A 19,839-nucleotide genomic window follows, 5' to 3' on the forward strand; every position below is an offset into this window, starting at 1 on the left:
GCGTCGGATAACGCTCAGTAACGCCATGTCTATCACTCCAAAGTCCCCTGCAATCAACCAGCAGGGGTGGGTTCAAACATGGGTCACTTCTCAATGGAAAAATCCCTCAATCCCGGGTCAGCTCTCAGCGGAAATCAACACTATGATGTCTGGCGTGATCAGGGATTTCTGACCGCGACGCCCGGCAACGCCACCGACTTCGCCTTCGTCGAAAAGGAAATCCTCGATCTTGCCGGCCGTTACGATCTGCGCGAGCTCTCCTACGACCGCACTTTTGCCGGTGAAATCGTCCAGCATCTACAGGACGAAGGGCTGAGCCTGGTCCAGTTCGGGCAAGGGTTTTTGAGCATGGCCGCCCCGACGGCCGAACTGGAGCGGCTGTCAGTATCGCGCGCGCTTTGGCACGGTGGCCATCCGGTACTTAGGTGGAACGCCTCCAACGTTGCCGTGCGCCACGATCCGGCTGGCAACATCAAGCCGGACAAGGAACGCTCGACCGAACGCATCGACGGCATTGTCGCCATCTGCAACGCGCTTGGTCGGGCCTTGGCTCGCGACGTCAATGCTGGCCGCTCGGTTTATGAGTCCCGCGGCATCCTGATGCTGTAGGCGCAGGCGCGAAAGAAACGGGAAAAAATGGCATTCTGGTCGAACTGGTTCGGCGGGGCAAAACCGCCGGCTGCATCCCCGCGTGCGTCGTTCCAGGATGCTGGCGCCGGCTTGGTCATTGCAACGAGCCAGCAGTTGGAAGAGGCGCTCCGCTCCGGAGCGGTGACGGCATCGGGAACCACGGTGACGCCGAACAGCGCCATGCGGGTGGCGGCTGTCTATGCCTGCGTGCGCATTATCTCCGGTGCGGTGGCAACATTGCCTTTACACATCAAGTGCCGGGTGGATGAGCGTACCCGGCAGGACGCCTCCGACACGCCGATCTGGACCGTGCTGCGGAGAAAACCCAATCGCTGGCAGACGCCATCGCAGTTCCGCCGCATGCTGCAGGCGCATCTGCTCTTGCGTGGCAATGCCTATGCGATGATCGTGCGCTCACGCGGTCAGGTTCAGGAACTAATCCCGCTGCATCCGGATCGGGTCGAAGTAAAGCAGGCTGACAACCTGGGGCTGGAATACATCTACACCCGCCAGGACGGACGGCGCATCCGGCTCCATCAGGACGAAGTGTTCCATCTCGTGGGCCTGACGCTGGATGGCGTCCATGGTGTTTCGCCGATCACTTATGCCCGCGAGACCATCGGTCTGTCGCTGGCCATGGAAGATCACGGCGCTGCCACCTTCCGCAATGGCGCCCGTGTCAGCGGGGTGCTGAAGCATCCCAACAAGCTCGGGCCGGAGGCCGTCGCCAATCTCAAGGCCGGGCTCGAGGAATTCCGCTCCGGTGGCGAGCAGGAGGGAAAGAACCTGATCCTCGAAGAGGGCATGGACTATGCCCGCATCGCCATGACGGCCGAGGATGCGCAATGGCTGGAGGCCAGAAGGTTCAGCCGCACCGACATCGCCATGTTCTTCGGGGTGCCGCCGCACATGATCGGCGACACGGAAAAATCCACCAGCTGGGGCACCGGCATCGAGCAGCAGTCGATCGGCTTTGTCGCCTATACGCTCGAAGACCACCTGACCATGTGGGAAGAGGCGATCAACCGCGACCTGATCGGCCCAGAGGGAACGCGCGACGACAATCTCTATGCCCGCTTCAACCGGGCGGCGCTCGTCAAGGGCGACATCAAGGCGCGCTGGGAGGCTTACGTCAAAGGCCTGCAATGGGGCGTCTACAGCCCGAACGAAATCCGCGCGCTCGAAGACCAGAACCCGCGCGATGGGGGCGATGTCTTTTATCCGCCGCCCAACACGGCGGGAACGCCGATCACCGACGACAGCGACCACGACAGGTCGTCGCTCGAAGAGGACACTGACACATGAGCCTTCGCAAACTGCCCGAGGCGCAGGTCTTTGCGCGTCCGTGCAATTACCAGTGGGACGCACCCTCCGACGTGCTGACGAAATGGGCCGAGCACCCGCTGGCCGCGGTGCCCGGTGCAGATGGAGACACCACCATCTCGATATTCGACGTCATCGGCGAGGATTTTTGGACCGGAAGCGGCGTCACGGCCAACCGCATCTCGGCCGCACTGCGCTCGATCGGGAACAAGGACATCACCGTGCGCATCAACTCGCCGGGCGGCGACATGTTCGAGGGGATCGCGATCTACAATCTGCTGCGCGCCCATCCGGCGAAAGTCACGGTCGAGGTGCTGGGCTGGGCGGCATCGGCTGCCTCGATCATCGCCATGGCCGGTGACGACATCCGCATGGGGCTCGGCTCCTTCATGATGGTGCACAATGCGTGGGGCATGGTGATCGGCAACCGCCATGACATGCGCGAGGCCGCCGAACTGTTCGACCAGTTCGATGCGGCTATTGCCGACATCTACCAGGCCCGCACCGGCATGAAGCGCGCCGATATCGAACAGCTGATGGATGCGGAAACCTTCATGGCACCAGCACAGGCTGTCGAATACGGCTTTGCCGATGTCGTCGACGATGCCGAAATCCACACAGAGACCAATGCGTCCGCGCCGATCCGCCCTGAAATCCGCGCCAAGCGCCGCATCGATGCCGCCTTGGCGCAACAGGGTATCTCGCGCACGGAGCGGCGCAAGATGTTCAACCAGATTGCCGGCATGCACGACGCTGCCGAAACCGCCATGCACGACGCTGGCTCCCATGCAGCCGCCATCCAGCGGCTGATCGACACCATCAGATCATAGGAGATCCCGTCATGGGTATCGAATTCACCCCACGTGCGCGCGGGATCCTTGCCGTTCGCGCTGATTCCGGCAGCACCACAAAGATCCTCGCCGAACTGCAGAAGACTTTTGAGGACTTCAAACTCGAGCGTGACAAGGAGCTGGCCGACATCAGGGCCGGCATGGCCGATGTCGTCCAGACCGAAAAGGTCGACCGCATCAACGCCGAAATCACCACCCTGCAAAAGGCCCTCGACGAGACCAACGCCATGCTGGCAGCGGTGAAGGTCGGCGGTGTTGGCGGAGTGGAAGACCCGGACAAGCGCGAACACGCGCAAGCCTTCGACCGCTTCTTCCGTCGCGGCGTCGATGCCGGCCTGCGTGATCTGGAGGTCAAGGCCAAGCTGACGACGCAATCCGACCCCGATGGCGGCTATCTGGTGCCGGAAGAAACCGAGGCCGGGATCGACCGTGTTCTCGGCACGGTGTCTACGATCCGTTCGCTGGCCCGCACCATCTCGATCTCGACCAATAGCTACAAGAAGCTGGTCAATATGGGTGGCGCAACGTCCGGATGGGTCGGCGAGGAACAGGATCGTCCTGGTACGGCCACCCCGACCTTGCGCGAGATCGCCATCAATACCGGCGAGATCTACGCCATGCCCGGCGCCACGCAGACATCGCTCGACGATGCCCGCATCGATCTGGCGGCCTGGCTGGCCGATGAAGTGTCGATCGAGTTCGCCGAGCAGGAAGGGGCAGCTTTTGCCAATGGCGATGGCATCAACAAGCCGCGCGGCATTCTCGCCTATGACACGGTGGCCAATGCTTCCCATGCGTGGGGAAAGATCGGCTTCATTGCCTCGGGCAAAGCGGATGGCTTCCTCGCCGCGACCGCTTCGGTCAGCCCGGCCGATTGCCTGATCGATCTCTACTATGCGCTCAAGTCCGGTTACCGGAACGGGGCGTCGTGGCTGATGTCGGATGCGACCATGAACACGGTTCGCAAGTTCAAGGATGCGGAGGGTGCCTATATCTGGGCGCCACCTTCAGGCGCTGCCGAAGTCGCTACCATCCTCGGCAAGCCGGTCTACACCGACGACAACATGCCGGCGGTCGAGGCCAGCAAGTTTCCCATCGCCTTCGGTGACTTCAGCCGCTCCTATTTGATCGTCGACCGTATCGGCATCCGGGTGCTGCGCGATCCGTTCACCTCCAAGCCGAACGTCTTGTTCTACACGACCAAGCGCGTCGGCGGCGGCGTGGTCAACTTCGAAGCCCTCAAGCTTCTCAAGATCAGCACCTGATCGAACTGGCGGGCGGCTTCGGCCGCCAGCTTTCCTCTCATCCATCTTTAAAAGGACTTCTCCCATGAAGGACGGTATCTCCGGCCTCGGCCTCGTTGCATCTCTGGTTCCCGCCGTGGTCACGGCCACCACCAAGGGCAGCCATGCCGATCTGCAAGGCTTCAACGCGGCCACGCTGATCATCAACACCGGCGCGATTGCCGGCGATGGCCTCTACGCTATCGCCATGCAAGAGAGCAGCACGACCACGGATGGCGATTTTACCGATGTGGCGGTCGGCGATCTGCTTGGGGTCCTGCCGGCAGCGCTCGAGGCCAGCACGGTCTACAAACAGGGCTACAAGGGCACGAAGCGCTATATCCGCGCCGTCATCACCAAAACCTCCGGCACGTCGATTGCCGCCGGTGCGGTCTTTGCGCTCGGCCATCCCCACGACGCGCCGGTCACCTGACATCGTTCGAAGCGATCAGCCCATAGGTCGCCCGAACGGCTGGTCGCTTCTCTTTATTATAATGGATCGCAAAACGTGCTCGCACCCGTTCGCACCGCCGCCCCGGCCAACATGCCGGTGTCGCTCAGCGAGGCCAAGGCCCATCTGCGTGTTGATCATGATGATCAGGACGATCTGATCACCGCCCAGATCAAGGCGGCGACGGCATATCTCGATGGTTATGCCGGCATTCTCGGCCAGGCGCTGATCACACAGACCTGGCGGCAGGATTTTGCCGGCTTTGCCGATCGCTTGCCGCTGCCGGTCTCGCCGGTGATCGCGGTCGTCGGCGTCAGCTACTTCGACGCCGACAATGTGCAGCAGACGCTGGATCCCGGCTTCTACGATCTGTTTGCCGAGGCGCGCGGTGCCCATGTCACCCTGCGACCGGGGCAATCCTGGCCGGTTACCTTCCGTCGCACTGACGCAGTCTCCGTCACCTTCACCGCAGGCTATGGTGTGGCGGCCGACGTGCCTGAACCCATCCGCCAGGCCATCCTGCTGATCGTCCAGCGCCTGTTCGATGGTGCTGACACCGAGATCGACATCGCCATCGAGCGCACCGTTCATGCGCTGATCGCACCCTACCGAAAAAGTCCGCTCTGATGGCCAGGATCACCGGCAACGACCTGCGCGACCATGTCAGCCTGGAAAAGCGCGAGGAAATCGATGACGGCTATGGCGGGGTTGTCGGTCAATGGGTCACCCAGTTCGAGCGCAATGCCTGCATCCTGCTCTCCAAGGGCGGCGAGACCGTCATTGCCGCGCGTCTGCAAAGCGTTCAGCCGGCGCTGATCATCGTGCGCCACGATGCCGAAACCGCCACCATCACCGCCGCATGGCGGCTGATCGAGACACGCTCCGGCACCGTCTACAATATCCGCACGTCCGCCGACATGGAGCGGCGCGGCCGATTCATCACCATGCTGTGCGAATCGGGGGTGGCGACCTGAGCGCCAAGGGCAAGCCGGAACCAGAGTCTCGGGGAGACCGCCATGACACCATCCAAAGCCGGCGATCACTTCCGTGTGTCCGAGACTGAGCTTGAAGCGCTCCTGGTTCGCGCTTCCGAAACCGGCGCTCGCCGCGCCCTGCAAGAAGTCGGGCTTGAGGGCAAGGATGCCGCAGAAGATATCCGCGACCTGCGCTCGCTGCTGGCCGGATTCAGGCTGGCCAGGCGCACTGCCGTGCAGACGACAGTCCGCATCCTCACCACCGGCATCCTGATCGCGCTGATGGCCGGCTTCGCCATCAAGCTGAAGCTCTTCGGACCGACGCCTTAACCCATCCACCCGTCCCATCAGACCATCGCCTGCCCTCGCAGAGGAGCGGGCTTTTTATGCCTGGAGACCTGCGATGTCGATCATGACCTACAAACACTGGCGCGACGTGCCTGAGAACACCTGGCGCTGGCCGAACTTCTCTCCCGCCGAGATCGCCTGCCGCGGCACCGGCAAGCTGCTGATCAACAAGCCCGCGCTCGACAAGCTACAGGCGTTGCGCGACCGGCTCGGCAAGCCCCTGATCGTCCGTTCGGCCTACCGCAGCCCCGAGCACAACCGCGCCGTCGGCGGCGCGACCCGGTCGAAGCATCTCGACGGCGCTGCCTTCGACATCGCCATGGCGAACCACGACCCGGTGACCTTCGAGGCAGCGGCGCGGGAGGTCGGGTTCCTTGGCTTCGGCTTCTACCGGCGCTCGGGGTTCATCCATGTCGATCTCGGGCCCGCACGGCAGTGGGGCGAGCGGTTCCCGGTCCGGGCGACGGCATTTGCTGCCGAGACGCCGCCCGCGCGCGAGGTGCTGGCTGACAGCCGCACTATGAAGGGTGGTGGAGCGGCCGGTGTCGCCACGCTGGGCGCGGCCGGGGTCGAGGTGGCGCAGAACGTCCTGTCCGAGACCCAGACCGCGATCGTGCCGCTGGTGCCGTATCTCGATACGCTCCGCTGGGTGTTCATCGTCGTGGCACTCGGTGGCATCGCGGTCACGATCTACGTCCGGATCGACGATTGGAAGCGGAGCCAGCGATGATCACCGCTCTCCTCACCGGAATTGCCGCCAGCCCGTGGGCGCGGACCGCCCTGCGCTACGGCACCATGTCGCTCGCCGTGCTCCTTTTCCTGCTCTCGCTCCGACGCTCCGGTGAGCGCGCCGGACGCGTCGCCGAGCGCCTCGAAACTGTGGAGAGAACCCATGACGTTCAGCGTCGGATGTTGGAGGCTGCGGCTCGCCGTCCTCGTGATCGCGACGACCTCGCTGACCGCCTGCGCGACGGGCGGTTCTGAACCAGAACGCATTGCGGCGTGTCCGCCGGTAGTGGAATACAGTCGCAATCTCCAAGCGCGTGCGGCTGATGAGCTTATGCTGCTACCGGACCCCTCGGCGGTCGCCGAGATGATGAGCGACTATGCTGTCATGCGTGAGCAGTCTCGGAAGTGCGCCTCACCCTAAGGCCATTCCTGCTTCAGACCTCGAGCTCAGCCGCGCCAAGCACTGTCGTTCTTCCGCTCGTAATCGCTGAACGCCTTCTTCAGTCCGCCCAGCACCTCGGCGGCTGTCTCGAACATTGCCTTCAGCTGAGGTTCGTCCACCTTCTCGAAGTCCTCGCCAGGTGATCCATCGTCTCCTGCAGGCGCGTCTGCATTTTCTAGGTGTGGTGGCGCGGATCGCGATCTGCTTCGCTGACCGTGTCGCCCTCCTATCACTACGTCGACATCACCCGCCGGACCCTCCCCGGGCAGGTTGCACGGCGAACAATCCACTATACCATCGGTTCCCGAAATCGAGATTCGATAATGGGGCCGGCTTTGAGGACTTCAGCAGATGGAACATCAGGAGCTCCTCTCCGGATTCATTCGGCTCCACGTCCTGCACCATGCCGCCGAGGGCGACCTGTACGGACAGTGGATGATCGAGGAACTGGCTCGGCATGGCTACCGCGTCAGCCCGGGCACGCTCTACCCGATGCTCCACGCGATGGAGCGCAAGGGGTATCTCGAATCCCGCACCGAACGGGCGGGCCGCTCGCATCGGCGCATCTACAGGGCGACGCCCTACGGGACCGAGGCGCTGAACCTCGCGCACGACAAGATCCGGGAGCTATTTCGTGAGGTCGTTCCGGGAAGCGACGGCGCCTGAGCGTGCCGGCCCGCAGGGCTCGGCGGGCGAGGTGTTCCGAGCTTTTCTGAAGCTCGGGCTCACCTCGTTCGGCGGCCCGATCGCGCATCTCGGCTATTTCCGCGACGAGCTCGTCACACGACGCAAGTGGATCGACGAGGCGGGTTATGCCGACCTCGTCGCGCTCTGCCAGTTTCTGCCCGGGCCGGCCTCGAGCCAGGTCGGCTTCGCGCTGGGCCTGCTTCGCGGCGGTCCGCTCGGGGCAGCCGCGGCGTGGGCGGCGTTCACGCTGCCGTCCGCTCTGCTGCTCGTGCTCTTCGCGTTCGGTGCATCCGCCTTCGACGGGCCGATCGGAGCGGGCCTCCTGCACGGGCTCAAGATCGTCGCCGTGGCGGTTGTCGCGCAGGCTGTCTGGGGCATGGCCCGAACGCTCGCGCCCGATCGCGGGAGGGCCAGCATCGCCCTTGCGGCGGTGCTGATCGTGGTCTTCGCCGCCGGATCGGTCGGACAAATCGTGGCCATCGTCGTCGGCGGTCTTGCCGGTCTCTGGCTCTGCCGGGGCGGCGCCGCTCCGACGACGGGGCATCTGACCTTCGCGGTCTCCAGGACGGTGGGAGCCGCTGCGCTCGGACTGTTCTTCCTGCTGCTGTTTCTTCTGCCGGTCCTGTCGACAGCGGCGGGATCGCAGGGGCTGGCGCTCTTCGACGCTTTCTATCGGGCGGGCTCGCTGGTGTTCGGCGGCGGTCATGTCGTCCTGCCGCTGCTCGAGGCGGAGGTGGTCCGGCCCGGCTGGGTCGGCGAGGACGCGTTCCTGGCCGGATATGGCGCGGCGCAGGCCGTTCCGGGGCCGCTCTTCACCTTCGGCACCTATCTGGGCGCGGTCATGGTGCCGGAGCCGAACGGCCTTGCCGGCGCGGCCATCGGCCTCATCGCGATCTTCCTGCCCGGGTTCCTACTGCTGATCGGCACGCTTCCCTTCTGGGACGCCTTTCGGACGCGGCCGCTGGCGCAGGCGGCCATGCGCGGCGCAAACGCCGCCGTCGTCGGCATCCTCGGCGCGGCTCTCTATGATCCCGTCTGGACGAGCGCGATCTTCAGCCCGCAGGACTTCGCGCTTGCTCTGGTGGGGTTCGTGCTGCTGACCGTGTGGAAGGCGCCGCCGTGGGTAGTGGTGGTGCTGATCGCGACAGGCGGGATTGCGCTCGCTCTCCTCTGATCACCGGCATCGGTCCGCGCCTCAGCGCTGCAGGATCAGCCGTGCGCCGAGCTGACACCGCGGGGCGGCCGCAGGCGGGATTGATCTCGCTCTACATCTCCACTATTGTGGAGAGATGGAAAAACAGGCCACACTCGCTGCGCTTGCCGCGCTCTCGCAGGAGACGCGTCTCGACATCTTCCGCCTGCTGGTGGAGGCCGGTCCGGAAGGGCGTGCAGTGGGGCGGATCGGCGAGGCGCTGGATCTCCCTTCGGCCACGCTCTCGTTCCACCTCAAGGAACTGAAGCACGCCGGGCTGGTGACGGTCCAGCGCGAAGGACGCTCGCTGATCTACTCAGCGGACTTCGCCACCATGACAGGCCTCATCGACTATCTGACCCGCCACTGTTGCGCCGGCGATCCGGCAGCATGCGGGATCGCCCCCTCGACGCACGCCGCCCGGAAAGAGACCGCATGACCACCACGATCTATCACAACCCGAACTGCGGCACGTCGCGCAACGTGCTGGCGCTGATCCGCAACTCCGGCGAGGAGCCGGAGGTTATCGAGTATCTGAAGACGCCCCCGAGCCGCGAGCGGCTCGTGGCGCTGATCGCCGCGATGGGGATCCCCGTGCGCGACCTCCTGCGCCGGAAGGGCACGCCCTACGACGAGCTCAAGCTCGATGCCCCCAAGTTCTCCGACGACGAGCTGATCGACCTGATGCTGGAGCATTCCATCCTCATCAACCGCCCCATCGTCGAGACGCCGCTCGGAACACGGCTCTGCCGCCCCTCCGAGGCGGTGCTCGACATCCTGCCGAACCCGCAGCGCGGGGAGTTCCGCAAGGAGGACGGCGAGCTCGTGGTGGACGCCGACGGGCGCCGCGTAAACGAGAGCCCCGCCCGATGAGCAACGACACCTACGCGCCCACGGCCGAGGCCATCGCAGCGGCGCCTGCCGGCATCGGCTTCTTCGAAAAGTGGCTCTCTGTCTGGGTGGCGCTCTGCATCGGCGCCGGGCTGCTGCTCGGCAACGTGCTGCCGGGCCTGTTCGAGACGCTCGCCGCGCTCGAGATCGCGTCCGTCAACCTGGTCGTTGCCGTCCTGATCTGGGCGATGGTCTATCCGATGATGGTGGCGGTCGACTTCGCGAGCCTGCGCCACATCGGCGATCGGCCGAAAGGGCTCGTGCTGACGATCGTGGTGAACTGGCTGATCAAGCCCTTCACCATGGCAGGGCTCGCCGTCCTGTTCTTCGAGGTCCTGTTCGCGGACCTGATCGCACCGGCCGATGCGCAGCAGTACATTGCCGGTCTGATCCTGCTGGGCGCGGCACCCTGCACTGCGATGGTGTTCGTCTGGTCGCAGCTCACTCGGGGCGACGCCACCTACACGCTGGTGCAGGTCTCGGTGAACGACGTCATCATGATCTTTGCCTTCGCGCCCATCGTGGCGCTGCTCCTCGGCGTCACCGATATCGTCGTGCCCTGGGAGACGCTCATCCTCTCGGTCGGGCTCTACATTCTGATCCCGCTCGCTGCCGGCGCCGCCACGCGCCAGTGGCTCGCGCGGGGCCGACGGGGGGCGGACGCCGAGGCGGCGGTCGCGCGCTTCACGGCGGCGGTCAAGCCCTTCTCGGTGCTCGGCCTGCTGGCGACGGTCGTGCTTCTATTCGGGTTTCAGGGGCAGATCATCCTGGAGCAGCCGCTGCTGATCGCGCTGATCGCGCTGCCGCTCCTGATCCAGTCCTACGGCATCTTTGCGCTGGCCTATGCTGCGGCCTGGGCGTGGCGCGTGCCCTTCAACGTCGCCGCGCCCTGCGCGCTGATCGGTACGTCCAACTTCTTCGAGCTCGCGGTGGCCGTCGCGATCAGCCTCTTCGGACTGCAATCCGGCGCTGCGCTCGCGACCGTGGTCGGTGTTCTCGTCGAGGTTCCGGTCATGCTGTCACTTGTCGCCTTCGCCAATCGGACTTGTCACCATTTTCCCGCGGATGACGGAGGCGCGCGGCATGGCTGACCATCCCGTCCCGATCGAAGACCTGCCGAACATCGACCCAGCATCGCTCCGGCCGATCGACGTGGCTGCGCTCGCCGGGCCCGGCGCGCCGGCGCACCCGCCCCGCATCCTGATGCTCTATGGATCGCTCCGGACGCGCTCCTACTCGCGCTTTGCCTCGGAGGAGGCGGCGCGCCTGCTGCGCTGGTTCGGCGCCGAGACCCGCGCCTTCAACCCGTCCGGCTTGCCGCTGCCGGACGCGGAAGACCCCGACCACCCGAAGGTCAGGGAGCTGCGTGAGCTCGCCACTTGGTCGGAGGGCATGGTCTGGTGCTCGCCCGAGCGGCACGGCGCGATGACCGGCGTCATGAAGGCGCAGATCGACTGGCTGCCGCTGTCGCTCGGCGGCGTGCGGCCGACGCAAGGCAAGACGCTCGCGGTCATGCAGGTCTCCGGCGGCTCGCAGAGCTTCAACGCCATCAACCAGATGCGCATCCTCGGCCGCTGGATGCGCATGGTGACGATCCCAAACCAGTCCTCGGTGGCGAAGGCGTGGGGCGAATTTGATGAGGGCGGCCGCATGCGGCCGTCGCCGTACTACAATCGCATCGTCGACGTCATGGAGGAACTCGTGAAGTTCACCCATCTCACGCGCGGCCGTTCGGCCTATCTAACCGACCGCTACTCGGAGCGGGTGGAAAGCGCTGAGCAGCTGTCCAAGCGCGTCAACCAACGCTCGATCTAGCATTTTCCTCTGCCGCTGAGGTGCTTGCGCGGAGCGGGGCCATTAATATCGCAGCATCGCACTCACTGAGACGAGGCGCTTGTCGACATCATCGCAAGAGGCGCAGCGGGTCGCTCCCGACCAACAACTACGAAGAAGCGCTACATTGCGTTGATCGACGCAGCGCGCGTGGTCAGTCGAGGAACTCGGGCTACCCCCGGACGCGTACGCCATCACCGACCGCGCCCCGTCACGCCAGAGCGCCATGAGGACCAGTACTTTCTCGATGGAGAAACCGTGCCCCTGAACGGGGCGGATAAAGCGCAACGTGTGACGCGCCGCAGGTCTCCTCTGGGCCGGGGGCCAAGCATCACCCTTGAAACGCCCGCTCATGAGGGAAATCGCCTTCCTTCAGATATGCAACTTCCGCCCGCGACGAGCGGCGGCCAAGAACCTGATTGCGATGGGGATGACGGCCGAACGCCGCGATCACTTGCTTCACGTCCAGGGCCTGCTTCACGAGCGAACGGTAAATCGGCTGCAGGTGCGTGGGGGCTTCTGCGGCGATCTCCTCGCGAAGTCCGATGAGAAGGTCCAGGCGCTGGAGATGGTCTGGCCCTTCGCAGTGGCCGAGTGGCAGACCATGAACGACCTTGAACCATGGCGTTGATAGCGCGGCGTAGTGGCCATTCAACAATCCGTTCATTGCCAGCGCCAGCGCCGCCTTGTCCTGCGCGAAAGCGTGGGCATTGCCTCGCCAGACCGATCGCGAGAACTGATCGAGCACGATGATGAGCGCGAGCCTGCCTTCGGGATCGGAGGCCCAGTGGTCAAGATTTCCCGCGGCTCCTTCAACTGTGAGTTCCGCGAAGCGGGCCGTGATTTCGTCGTCCGCGCCGCCCCGCATCCGCCAAGACCAATGGCTGCGATGGACGTCCGCATCTATGTCGAACGAGTTCCCCTCAGGGAACCAGAATTCGAGTACGACCTGCCATTCATTGCGTTTGTTCGTGTTCTTCATCGCAAAACGTGTGCGCCGAGGGACTGAACATCGAGACTAACGCCCATCCATGTCAACAGGTCCAAAACGAAACACTCCATTTGGCCAACAGGTTTATACGAGGCCAATGTGGAGGCAAATTCAGGCCAGCTGGTGTCGCAGCAGCACGCGGACTGGTCATCCACACGTGATGGACCTATGGTTAAAGAGGCCTGCCAAAATACAAGGAGCACACCATGCGCGGATTTGTCGATGACATCGAAAAGTTGACCGAGGAGAACGCCGACTATCGGCGGGTCCTCTATACGGCGAGGAACATGCAGTTGGTCCTGATGGCGCTACAGCCCGGCGAAGAGATTGGCGAAGAGGTGCATGACGGTGGCGACCAGTTCTTCCGTGTCGAGAAGGGGCAAGGCGAGATCCTGATCGATGGCGCCGCACACAAGATAAAGTCGGACATGGCGATGATCGTACCGGCGGGCGCGCGACACAATGTCAGGAATACGGGCGACGAGCCCCTCAGGCTTTACACGATCTACAGTCCTCCCGAACATGTCGATGGCGTCGTCCATTCGACCAAAGGCGAAGCCGACGCTGCCCACGAGCACTTCGACGGAAAGACGACCGAAGAATAGCTCGGCTTTGCCGACTCTGTCGGAAACCGGCACCAGTCTCACTGACAGGAGCCAGCGGCGACCATCGTCGAACGTTCATGATCTCGTCGCTACGGCGGGCGGCGCGCGTTGTTGCGCCCGGAAGCATAGTTTCGGCATGAGAGCCTGCGCCGCGATTAGGAGATGAAGTGGGAAAAGCATTCGAGATCGATCGTTCGTTCGTTTTGACGGTCCTGACCGTCGCTGGGATGCTTCTGGCCATACTCGCTCTTTGGCCGCTGCAGGGTGCCGCCGCCGCGTACTTTTCCCTCGCAGGTCTGTTGCTCGTTTATCTAGCGGGCGGACTGCCAGCCGCTTGGCGGGCGGCCGCCACCTTGTGGGAGGAGCGGATCCTCGACATCGACCTCTTGATGGTCGTTGCAGCGGTCGCGGCTGCGGCCGTCGGGGCGCCTTTCGAGGGCGCCGTCCTGCTGACGCTCTTCAGCATCTCCACGACGCTGGAGGAACGGGCGCTCGGCCGCGCGCGCCGGGCCATCGAGGCGTTGATGGAGCTTCGGCCGGAGACGGCACTTCGCAAGGCGCCGGACGAGTCAGTCTCGGAAGTCCCTGCTGCCGATCTTCAGGTGGATGACGTCGTGGTGCTGCGGCCTGGCGCGCGGGTTCCGGCGGACGGGGTGATCGTCAGCGGCCGGGGCTCTCTCGATGAAGCCCATATCACCGGCGAGTCCATGCCCGTCGCCAAACAACCCGGCGCCCCGGTCTTCGAGGCGACGGTCAACCTCGACGGCGTGCTCGAGATGGCCGTAACGAAGACGATCGAGGAAAGCACCGTCGCCCGCATGATCGCACTCGTGACCGAGGCGCAGGCGGCCAAGGCTCCGTCGGAGCGCTTCAGTGCCTGGTTCGGGCAACGCTACACGGTCGCGGTCATGGTCGGAGCCGTCCTGGCCTTCGCCGCGTTCTACTGGCTGGGGCGCGACTGGGAGGAGGCGCTCTACCGATCAGCGACCCTGCTGGTAGCGGCGAGCCCCTGTGCAATCGTGATCTCCGTCCCTGCCGCGATCCTCTCCGCCCTGTCGGCTGCCGCGCGCGGAGGTGTATTGTTCAAGGGCGGCGCCGCGCTCGAGACGCTGGCGGCGGTCGAAACCTTCGCCTTCGACAAGACGGGAACGCTGACGACCGGCAGGGCCTCGATCACGAAGGTGGTGGCGCTCGACGGCAATGAGCGACGCTTCCTCTCGCTGCTGGCTGGACTTGAGGCCCACTCGGAACATCACAGCGCGGCAGCCATCCGGCAGGAAGCCGTCAGCCGCGGTGTTGAACCGGCCAAGGTACTTAACGTGATCACCCGGCCGAGTGCCGGCATCGTCGGCGACGACGGCGGGAGGCAGGTATGGGCAGGCAATCCGCGCCTCGCCAGGCAAATGGACGCTTCCATCGATCACTCGATGCTGAAGGCGTTGGCTGCGGACACCGAGACGGTCATCTATTTCGGGCGGGATCAGCAGGTGATGGGAGCTGTTACCATCGCGGATCAGGCCCGCCCGACCTCTGCGGCGGCGCTTGCCGCATTGCGGGAAGGTGGGGTCACCGCAATCATCATGATGACCGGCGATCGCCGTCCGGTTGCGTTGCGGATTGGCGAAGAGCTCGGATTGAAGCCCGAGGAAATCCATGCCGACATGCTGCCGGAGGACAAAGTCAGGATGGCGGGGGAGTTGGCTGCAAGAGGCAAGGTCGCCTTCGTCGGCGACGGGGTAAATGACGCCGCCGCGCTGGCCCGCGCCGATGTCGGGATCGCCATGGGTGCTGCGGGCTCCGACGTCGCGCTCCAGGCAGCCGATGTGGCGCTTCTGTCGGAAGACATGGGACGGCTCGCGGAGGCGCATCGACTGGCGCGGCGCACGGCGCGGATCATTCGGCAGAACCTCGCCTTCGCCATGGGTGCCATGGTCATTCTGGTGACGGGCGCGCTGTTCTTCGAGCTGCCTCTGCCGCTCGCAGTGATCGGTCACGAGGGCGGAACGGTTCTGGTGGTGCTCAACGGGCTGCGTCTGCTGCGGGACCCCATCCGCCGCAACGAAAACAAGTCAGCGTCACCAGATCAGGTGGTGACGGTCGACAGCATCAGCGCCCCCGTCCAACGTCATGCCTATCGCAGAAAAATCCCGCGGCGCGCGGGTTGAAGACAACGACTTCAACTCGTTTCCGGCCCAGAGAAGGTTGGACGTCAGGCCCATCCCCTCCGATTGATGGTTTTTCGCAAACGACGTTGTGCATGAGGCTCTGAATGGCAGTTGCCTGCCTTCATCGGTCGATAGCAAAGTCGAGACCTCCTATCGAGTGTGGTTATACTTTTGTCTCGGCACCTCTCACTTGGGAAGTAGCGGCAGTAAAAGAAACGGCGGAGAAAACACCGGCTCGGTGGTCACATGACGACCTCCATATACGAAAGCCTCGCAGGCGCTGTTATTTCTTGAGCAATAGAGCAACCAGTTCCGCCTGCCTGCCGGTATCAGTCTTCTGGAATATATTGCGCATATGGAAGGCAACGGTGGACCGGGATACACCAAGGTCAGCCGCGATCTGCATCAGCTTCCTGCCTTGTGTAAGCGCTTGGGTTATCCGTATTTCTGCGGGCGTGAGGCCGTATGACTGCGCCAGCGTTGAAAAATCTGGACCCGTCGTCTCCGGTGGGCGTGCCGAACGGATACGTTCGATCTGGCGCAAACGCGCTTCGATGGTCGCCAGCAACAGGTCATAATCGATTGGTTTGACAAGATAATCATCGGCACCAAGCCGCTTACCATCCACAATATGCCTTGGATCCGCAAGGGCAGAGAGGAACACGAACGGAATTTCGGCATAGTCCGGCCCCCTTTCATGCAGGGCCTTAAGCACGCCATAGCCGTTAAGTTCGGGCATGGAGATGTCGCAAAGAACCAGATCGGGGCAGACACGCGCCAGCTTGCCGAGCGCATGCTTGCCATTGTCGGCTTCTACCACATCATAGCCTGCCTCGACCAGTTCATCCCTGATGTCACGCCTCAGTTGCGCTTCATCCTCGATGCAAAGGATCACAAAGCGCTTCCGGTTCGGAGACGGCGCGAATGTCATGCCGGTTCCTTTCGTAGGGCCATGGCTGTAACGGAGCCGGAACCGGAGGCACTACTGGGCAGCAGCATCGCCATTCGAACCATGCCAGGCTCCGAATTTTGCAATTGCACATCACCGCCCTGCAAGCGGGCAAGCGCTCTGGCCATATAGAGGCCGACTCCGATACCGGGACGGCCTTCCGTATTGCTGCCGCGATAATAGCGTTCGAACAGCGCCTCCCGTTCGAATGACCCCTCCTGAGGTCCAGTGTTGGCTACTACGCATTCGATCTGCGTGCCGCTGTCGGTGAGGGTAATGCTTATCGGTGTCTTTGCCGGTGAGTATTTGACGGCATTGGACAGCAGATTGGTGAGGATGTGTTCCGCATGCACGGGATCACAATAGGCAATGGGAGAAGCGCCGTCTGGAAGCGTGACAGTGATCCGCCCCGAGCCAGTGTTTTCTGTCGACCGGGAGCAGATCTCTGCTACGAGGTCACCGAGATCGCAAAGCTGACTGCGGACTTCGATCTGGCCGGCATCGAGGCGTGCGGCGTCGAGGGTGCTTTCCACCAACCTGACCAGACGCGCGACAGCGCTGCGGGCTTCCTCGCCCCGTTCCAGGATTTCTTCCGGAGTCAGCCGGTCACGCCGGCGCATCAGGCGCTGAAGCGCGGAATCGACAAGGGCGAGCGGCGTGCGGAACTGGTGCGAGATCATGGTGCCGAAGTTCCGATAAAGATCCGCTGTAGCCCGCTCCCGGGTCAGGGCCGCGTCAAGCTCCTGCGTACGGGCCTGAACCAATTTCTCCAGATGATCGCGATGATCGGCAATCTCCCGTTGCGCCGCCCTGCGTTGCGTCACATCAGACGCCAACAGGATCGTGCCGATGATGCGTTCGCCGTCACGCAGAGAGAAGCAGCGCAAGTCGACATAAAGCGGCTCGCACTGGTGGGATGGGAAGAACGGTTGGTCCAGCAGTGCAACAGCCTGTCCCTGAAGGGCATCGCTGATCGCCTGCTCAATCCTGACGACCTCGAAAAAGCCTGAGACGTCGCTCAACATCGCGCCTGTAGCCACGTCAGCGTTAACCCCAAACAACCGTTCGGCAGCCTCGTTCCAGACCGTGCAGCGCCGATCCATATCCACAGCGATGATGCCTTCACCGCTGGAGCCGATCAAAAGTTCGGAGAACGCCTTTTCCTGGTTGAGCAGACGGGACCGTTGCCTTGCATCGCGGATCGCCAGCAGAAAATGGATGCAAAGCACGGTGCCCGCCAGCGATATGCCGATCATGGAGATGATGATCTGCCATAACTGCTTGCGTGTGGCGTCCAGCGTAGCGCCAAGATCGTCCCATTCGGCCACCATTGCCTTGTTGGCCGCCTGCGTGAGGGCGGCATTGTAAGGAGCAAGCAGAGCCCTGATGCGGGGTACTACCTCTGGTCTACCGCTCATCAACAGCGAGCCAAGTTCGGGCAGGCTTCCCCGCAGGGTACCAAGCGCGGCGGCGGCACCCAGCGCTTCCATCCGCCGCCGCTGCGGGCCATCATCAAGCAAGGCAAGCCGGCTGAGAAATACGTTGTAACGCAATTCCAGCTGCGCGTGATCAACCTCACCGGCAACGCTGCCTGCGGCGGCCTCGCCCAACTGGAGGCTTGAAATATGCGCCCTGGAGATCACCCACAGCATATTCTGAGTGGCCTCGATGCGCATATCCCGCTCAAGGTCGGAAAGACGCATCAGCGAAAACGCCAGCAGGGCAACGAAGATGACGATGGCCGAAACCGGCAGGGCGACGCCAAGCAATGCACGCGCCTGACGGCTCATTGAATATCCAGCCATCGCAATTGCCAGACCCAGCGATAGTCGAAGCGGATATCCTGCAACTCCGCATGCTGGTCACGCGGATAGATTATCCACAACGGCCCCTTGTCACTCGGCAACAACGGTTCGCCATCCATTTCATAGGCTACGAGGACATCAAACCGGTCGAATTCCTCGATCGCAATGTCAATTGCGTAATCGTTCAGGGCTCTCGCCGTCACGGTTGTGCCCCGGGCACCGATATGCGCCAGAAGGTCTCTCATCAGAAATCCGCTAAAGCGACGCACACCATCTGTGACGGCTGTCGCTGTTTCCAGCCGGGCGACAGGCAACGCCCTCAGCATCTCCATGTCGAAATACGCCGCTCCTTGCGTATTGATCCTGGAAATGGCACCCCGAACCTCAAGTATTGGGGGAGACATTGGCGGCGGGATTTTTTCCATGTCACGTCCATGGACGTCAGAGGAAAAGTGAAACAACGTGGCCGCCAGGATAGAAAAGAAAAATCTTCGCAAATTGACGCGCCGCCTCCCAGGCTTTTCCGTGTATTTTTTCTGCCAGTTTATTCCATCCGTTCTGCAGCTCGGATAGCTGGGGCCAATTATACCCAGGCTTGCCGGCATGTCCCTATCCAAATGAACGGGGCATATTGGGTTTGCGCCTGCTAAGCTTGCGCAACAGGCATATAGGGCGGAGCAGAGCATGTGGGATTTCAATGTCGGCAATGCGCTGGCAATGATGGCGCGGACCATGCCGTTCATCGTGCTGCGGATGGTCGTCTATTTCGGCATCGCCGCTGGCTACGTTCTGGTAACCGGAACCGGTGCGGGCATCGGCTATGGCGTTGGCGGCTTCGGTGACGAAGGATTTCAGGCCAATACGACCATGTGGGGCGCCATCATGGGGTTCGGCCTGTTTGGCGCCATCATGTACTGGGCGCGCGAATACATCCTTTATATCGTCAAGGCGGGCCATATAGCGGTGCTGGTCGAGCTGATCGACGGCAAGCCAATGCCAGACGGAAAGTCGCAAGTCAGCCATGCGACAGCGGTGGTAAAGGAGCGTTTCGCTCAGGCCAGCGTGCTGTTTGCCATCGATCAGCTCGTCAAGGGCGTGATCGGCGCGATCACGGGGCTGGTGCGCGGAATTCTGACCATCCTGCCCATACCTGGCGCGCAGCAGCTTTCCGGTATCCTGCATGCCTTCCTGCGGGTCGCCGTCGGCTTCATCGACGAGGTCATCCTCGCCTACGCAATTCGCACTGGTTCGACCAACCCATGGGGATCGGCCAGGGAAGCGCTGGTGCTCTATGGCCAGAATTACAAGGTGATGCTCAAGAACGCCGCCTGGCTTGCGATCATTGTCTACCTCATGAGCTTTCTCGTGTTTCTGGTCATGCTCGCGCCGGCGGCTCTCGTCGTCTATCTGATGCCGGGAGCCTGGGCGGCAGGCGGCTTCGTCTTCGCACTGCTGTTTGCCTGGAGTGTCAAGGCGGCGCTTCTGGAACCCTTCGCCATCGCCTGCATGATGCAGGTCTACTTCAGGACCATTGAAGGCCAGCAGCCAAACCCCGAATGGGACGCAAGGCTGGAACAGATGTCGGCCAAATTCCGCAAGCTGAAGGCCCGGGCCCTGGGTGAAGCACGACCTTCCGCCGCAGCCGAAAGCAGCTGGCGTCAGGCGTGACGCGCCATTCACGACAGGAGAC

23 protein-coding genes are annotated in these 19,839 nt (G+C 63.1%); 19 read left to right on the top strand and 4 right to left on the bottom strand.

The window, feature by feature from the left end; all coding sequences use genetic code 11:
• Positions 1-93: 93 nt before the first annotated feature.
• From AC5XE7_RS14525 to arsH, 16 genes are all read left to right on the top strand, one after another.
• Positions 94-609 (top strand): terminase TerL endonuclease subunit, encoded by a 516-nt coding sequence (locus AC5XE7_RS14525; RefSeq protein ID WP_495366679.1) that lies wholly within the window; start codon positions 94-96, stop codon positions 607-609.
• A gap of 27 nt (positions 610-636) precedes the next feature.
• Complete coding sequence (locus AC5XE7_RS14530; RefSeq protein WP_495366678.1) at positions 637-1,935, top strand: phage portal protein; 1,299 nt, start codon at positions 637-639, stop codon at positions 1,933-1,935.
• Entirely contained in the window at positions 1,932-2,783 is an 852-nt protein-coding gene (locus AC5XE7_RS14535; RefSeq protein ID WP_495366677.1) for a head maturation protease, ClpP-related, read from the top strand. The genes AC5XE7_RS14530 and AC5XE7_RS14535 overlap by 4 nt, the downstream gene beginning before the upstream one ends.
• 11 nt (positions 2,784-2,794) lie before the next feature.
• Positions 2,795-4,069, top strand: coding sequence for a phage major capsid protein (locus AC5XE7_RS14540; RefSeq protein WP_495366676.1), 1,275 nt, complete (start codon positions 2,795-2,797; stop codon positions 4,067-4,069).
• 64 nt (positions 4,070-4,133) lie between these two features.
• A complete protein-coding gene (locus AC5XE7_RS14545; protein WP_495366675.1) occupies positions 4,134-4,520 on the top strand; it encodes a hypothetical protein in 387 nt (128 codons plus the stop codon).
• 75 nt (positions 4,521-4,595) lie between these two features.
• Positions 4,596-5,165 (top strand): head-tail connector protein, encoded by a 570-nt coding sequence (locus AC5XE7_RS14550; RefSeq protein WP_495366674.1) that lies wholly within the window; start codon positions 4,596-4,598, stop codon positions 5,163-5,165.
• Positions 5,165-5,512: a phage head closure protein gene (locus AC5XE7_RS14555; RefSeq protein WP_495366673.1), complete on the top strand. Its 348-nt coding sequence runs from the start codon at positions 5,165-5,167 to the stop codon at positions 5,510-5,512. The genes AC5XE7_RS14550 and AC5XE7_RS14555 overlap by 1 nt, the downstream gene beginning before the upstream one ends.
• A 42-nt stretch (positions 5,513-5,554) precedes the next feature.
• Positions 5,555-5,842, top strand: a complete 288-nt coding sequence (locus AC5XE7_RS14560; protein ID WP_035029101.1) for a DUF6127 family protein — start codon at positions 5,555-5,557, stop codon at positions 5,840-5,842.
• Positions 5,843-5,915: 73 nt separating this feature from the next.
• Positions 5,916-6,590, top strand: coding sequence for a YcbK family protein (locus AC5XE7_RS14565; RefSeq protein WP_495366672.1), 675 nt, complete (start codon positions 5,916-5,918; stop codon positions 6,588-6,590).
• The gene (locus AC5XE7_RS14570; RefSeq protein WP_495366671.1) at positions 6,587-6,844 is read left to right on the top strand and encodes a hypothetical protein; all 258 of its coding nucleotides are present in this window, start codon (positions 6,587-6,589) and stop codon (positions 6,842-6,844) included. The genes AC5XE7_RS14565 and AC5XE7_RS14570 overlap by 4 nt, the downstream gene beginning before the upstream one ends.
• Before the next feature lie 538 nt (positions 6,845-7,382).
• Entirely contained in the window at positions 7,383-7,697 is a 315-nt protein-coding gene (locus tag AC5XE7_RS14575; RefSeq protein ID WP_121987334.1) for a PadR family transcriptional regulator, read from the top strand.
• Positions 7,666-8,892: a chromate efflux transporter gene (gene chrA, locus AC5XE7_RS14580; RefSeq protein ID WP_121987333.1), complete on the top strand. Its 1,227-nt coding sequence runs from the start codon at positions 7,666-7,668 to the stop codon at positions 8,890-8,892. Before AC5XE7_RS14575 ends, chrA begins: the two co-directional genes overlap by 32 nt.
• Before the next feature lie 115 nt (positions 8,893-9,007).
• On the top strand, positions 9,008-9,349 hold the full coding sequence (locus AC5XE7_RS14585; RefSeq protein WP_121987332.1) for an ArsR/SmtB family transcription factor: 342 nt from the start codon (positions 9,008-9,010) through the stop codon (positions 9,347-9,349).
• A complete protein-coding gene (gene arsC, locus AC5XE7_RS14590) occupies positions 9,346-9,783 on the top strand; it encodes an arsenate reductase (glutaredoxin) (protein WP_495366670.1) in 438 nt (145 codons plus the stop codon). The genes AC5XE7_RS14585 and arsC overlap by 4 nt, the downstream gene beginning before the upstream one ends.
• Complete coding sequence (arsB, locus tag AC5XE7_RS14595; protein ID WP_495366669.1) at positions 9,780-10,892, top strand: ACR3 family arsenite efflux transporter; 1,113 nt, start codon at positions 9,780-9,782, stop codon at positions 10,890-10,892. Before arsC ends, arsB begins: the two co-directional genes overlap by 4 nt.
• Positions 10,885-11,616, top strand: coding sequence for an arsenical resistance protein ArsH (gene arsH / locus AC5XE7_RS14600; protein WP_495366668.1), 732 nt, complete (start codon positions 10,885-10,887; stop codon positions 11,614-11,616). The genes arsB and arsH overlap by 8 nt, the downstream gene beginning before the upstream one ends.
• A gap of 349 nt (positions 11,617-11,965) precedes the next feature.
• Here arsH and AC5XE7_RS14605 read toward each other — a convergent pair whose 3' ends face one another.
• Positions 11,966-12,616 carry a DUF924 family protein gene (locus AC5XE7_RS14605; protein ID WP_367944472.1) on the bottom strand — a complete coding sequence of 217 codons (651 nt, stop codon included), beginning with the start codon at positions 12,614-12,616 and terminating at the stop codon, positions 11,966-11,968.
• 215 nt (positions 12,617-12,831) lie between these two features.
• Here AC5XE7_RS14605 and AC5XE7_RS14610 point away from each other — a divergent pair, with 215 nt between their 5' ends.
• Together AC5XE7_RS14610 and AC5XE7_RS14615 are read left to right on the top strand one after the other, a co-directional pair.
• The gene (locus AC5XE7_RS14610; protein ID WP_035029077.1) at positions 12,832-13,230 is read left to right on the top strand and encodes a cupin domain-containing protein; all 399 of its coding nucleotides are present in this window, start codon (positions 12,832-12,834) and stop codon (positions 13,228-13,230) included.
• Between the two features lie 227 nt (positions 13,231-13,457).
• Positions 13,458-15,395, top strand: coding sequence for a heavy metal translocating P-type ATPase (locus tag AC5XE7_RS14615; protein WP_495366690.1), 1,938 nt, complete (start codon positions 13,458-13,460; stop codon positions 15,393-15,395).
• Between the two features lie 283 nt (positions 15,396-15,678).
• Here AC5XE7_RS14615 and AC5XE7_RS14620 read toward each other — a convergent pair whose 3' ends face one another.
• Genes AC5XE7_RS14620 through AC5XE7_RS14630 form a run of 3 tightly spaced genes read right to left on the bottom strand, consistent with a single transcriptional unit; the run spans position 15,679 to position 18,754 of the window.
• Positions 15,679-16,326 carry a response regulator transcription factor gene (locus tag AC5XE7_RS14620; protein ID WP_239800552.1) on the bottom strand — a complete coding sequence of 216 codons (648 nt, stop codon included), beginning with the start codon at positions 16,324-16,326 and terminating at the stop codon, positions 15,679-15,681.
• Positions 16,323-18,134, bottom strand: coding sequence for a sensor histidine kinase (locus AC5XE7_RS14625; RefSeq protein ID WP_495366667.1), 1,812 nt, complete (start codon positions 18,132-18,134; stop codon positions 16,323-16,325). The genes AC5XE7_RS14620 and AC5XE7_RS14625 overlap by 4 nt, the downstream gene beginning before the upstream one ends.
• Positions 18,131-18,754 carry a putative pterin-binding protein gene (locus tag AC5XE7_RS14630; protein WP_239800554.1) on the bottom strand — a complete coding sequence of 208 codons (624 nt, stop codon included), beginning with the start codon at positions 18,752-18,754 and terminating at the stop codon, positions 18,131-18,133. Before AC5XE7_RS14630 ends, AC5XE7_RS14625 begins: the two co-directional genes overlap by 4 nt.
• 79 nt (positions 18,755-18,833) lie before the next feature.
• Here AC5XE7_RS14630 and AC5XE7_RS14635 point away from each other — a divergent pair, with 79 nt between their 5' ends.
• A complete protein-coding gene (locus AC5XE7_RS14635; protein WP_239800555.1) occupies positions 18,834-19,817 on the top strand; it encodes a hypothetical protein in 984 nt (327 codons plus the stop codon).
• Positions 19,818-19,839 lie beyond the last annotated feature (22 nt).

The organism is Aquamicrobium sp. YD-1-mutant5 (assembly GCF_059509755.1).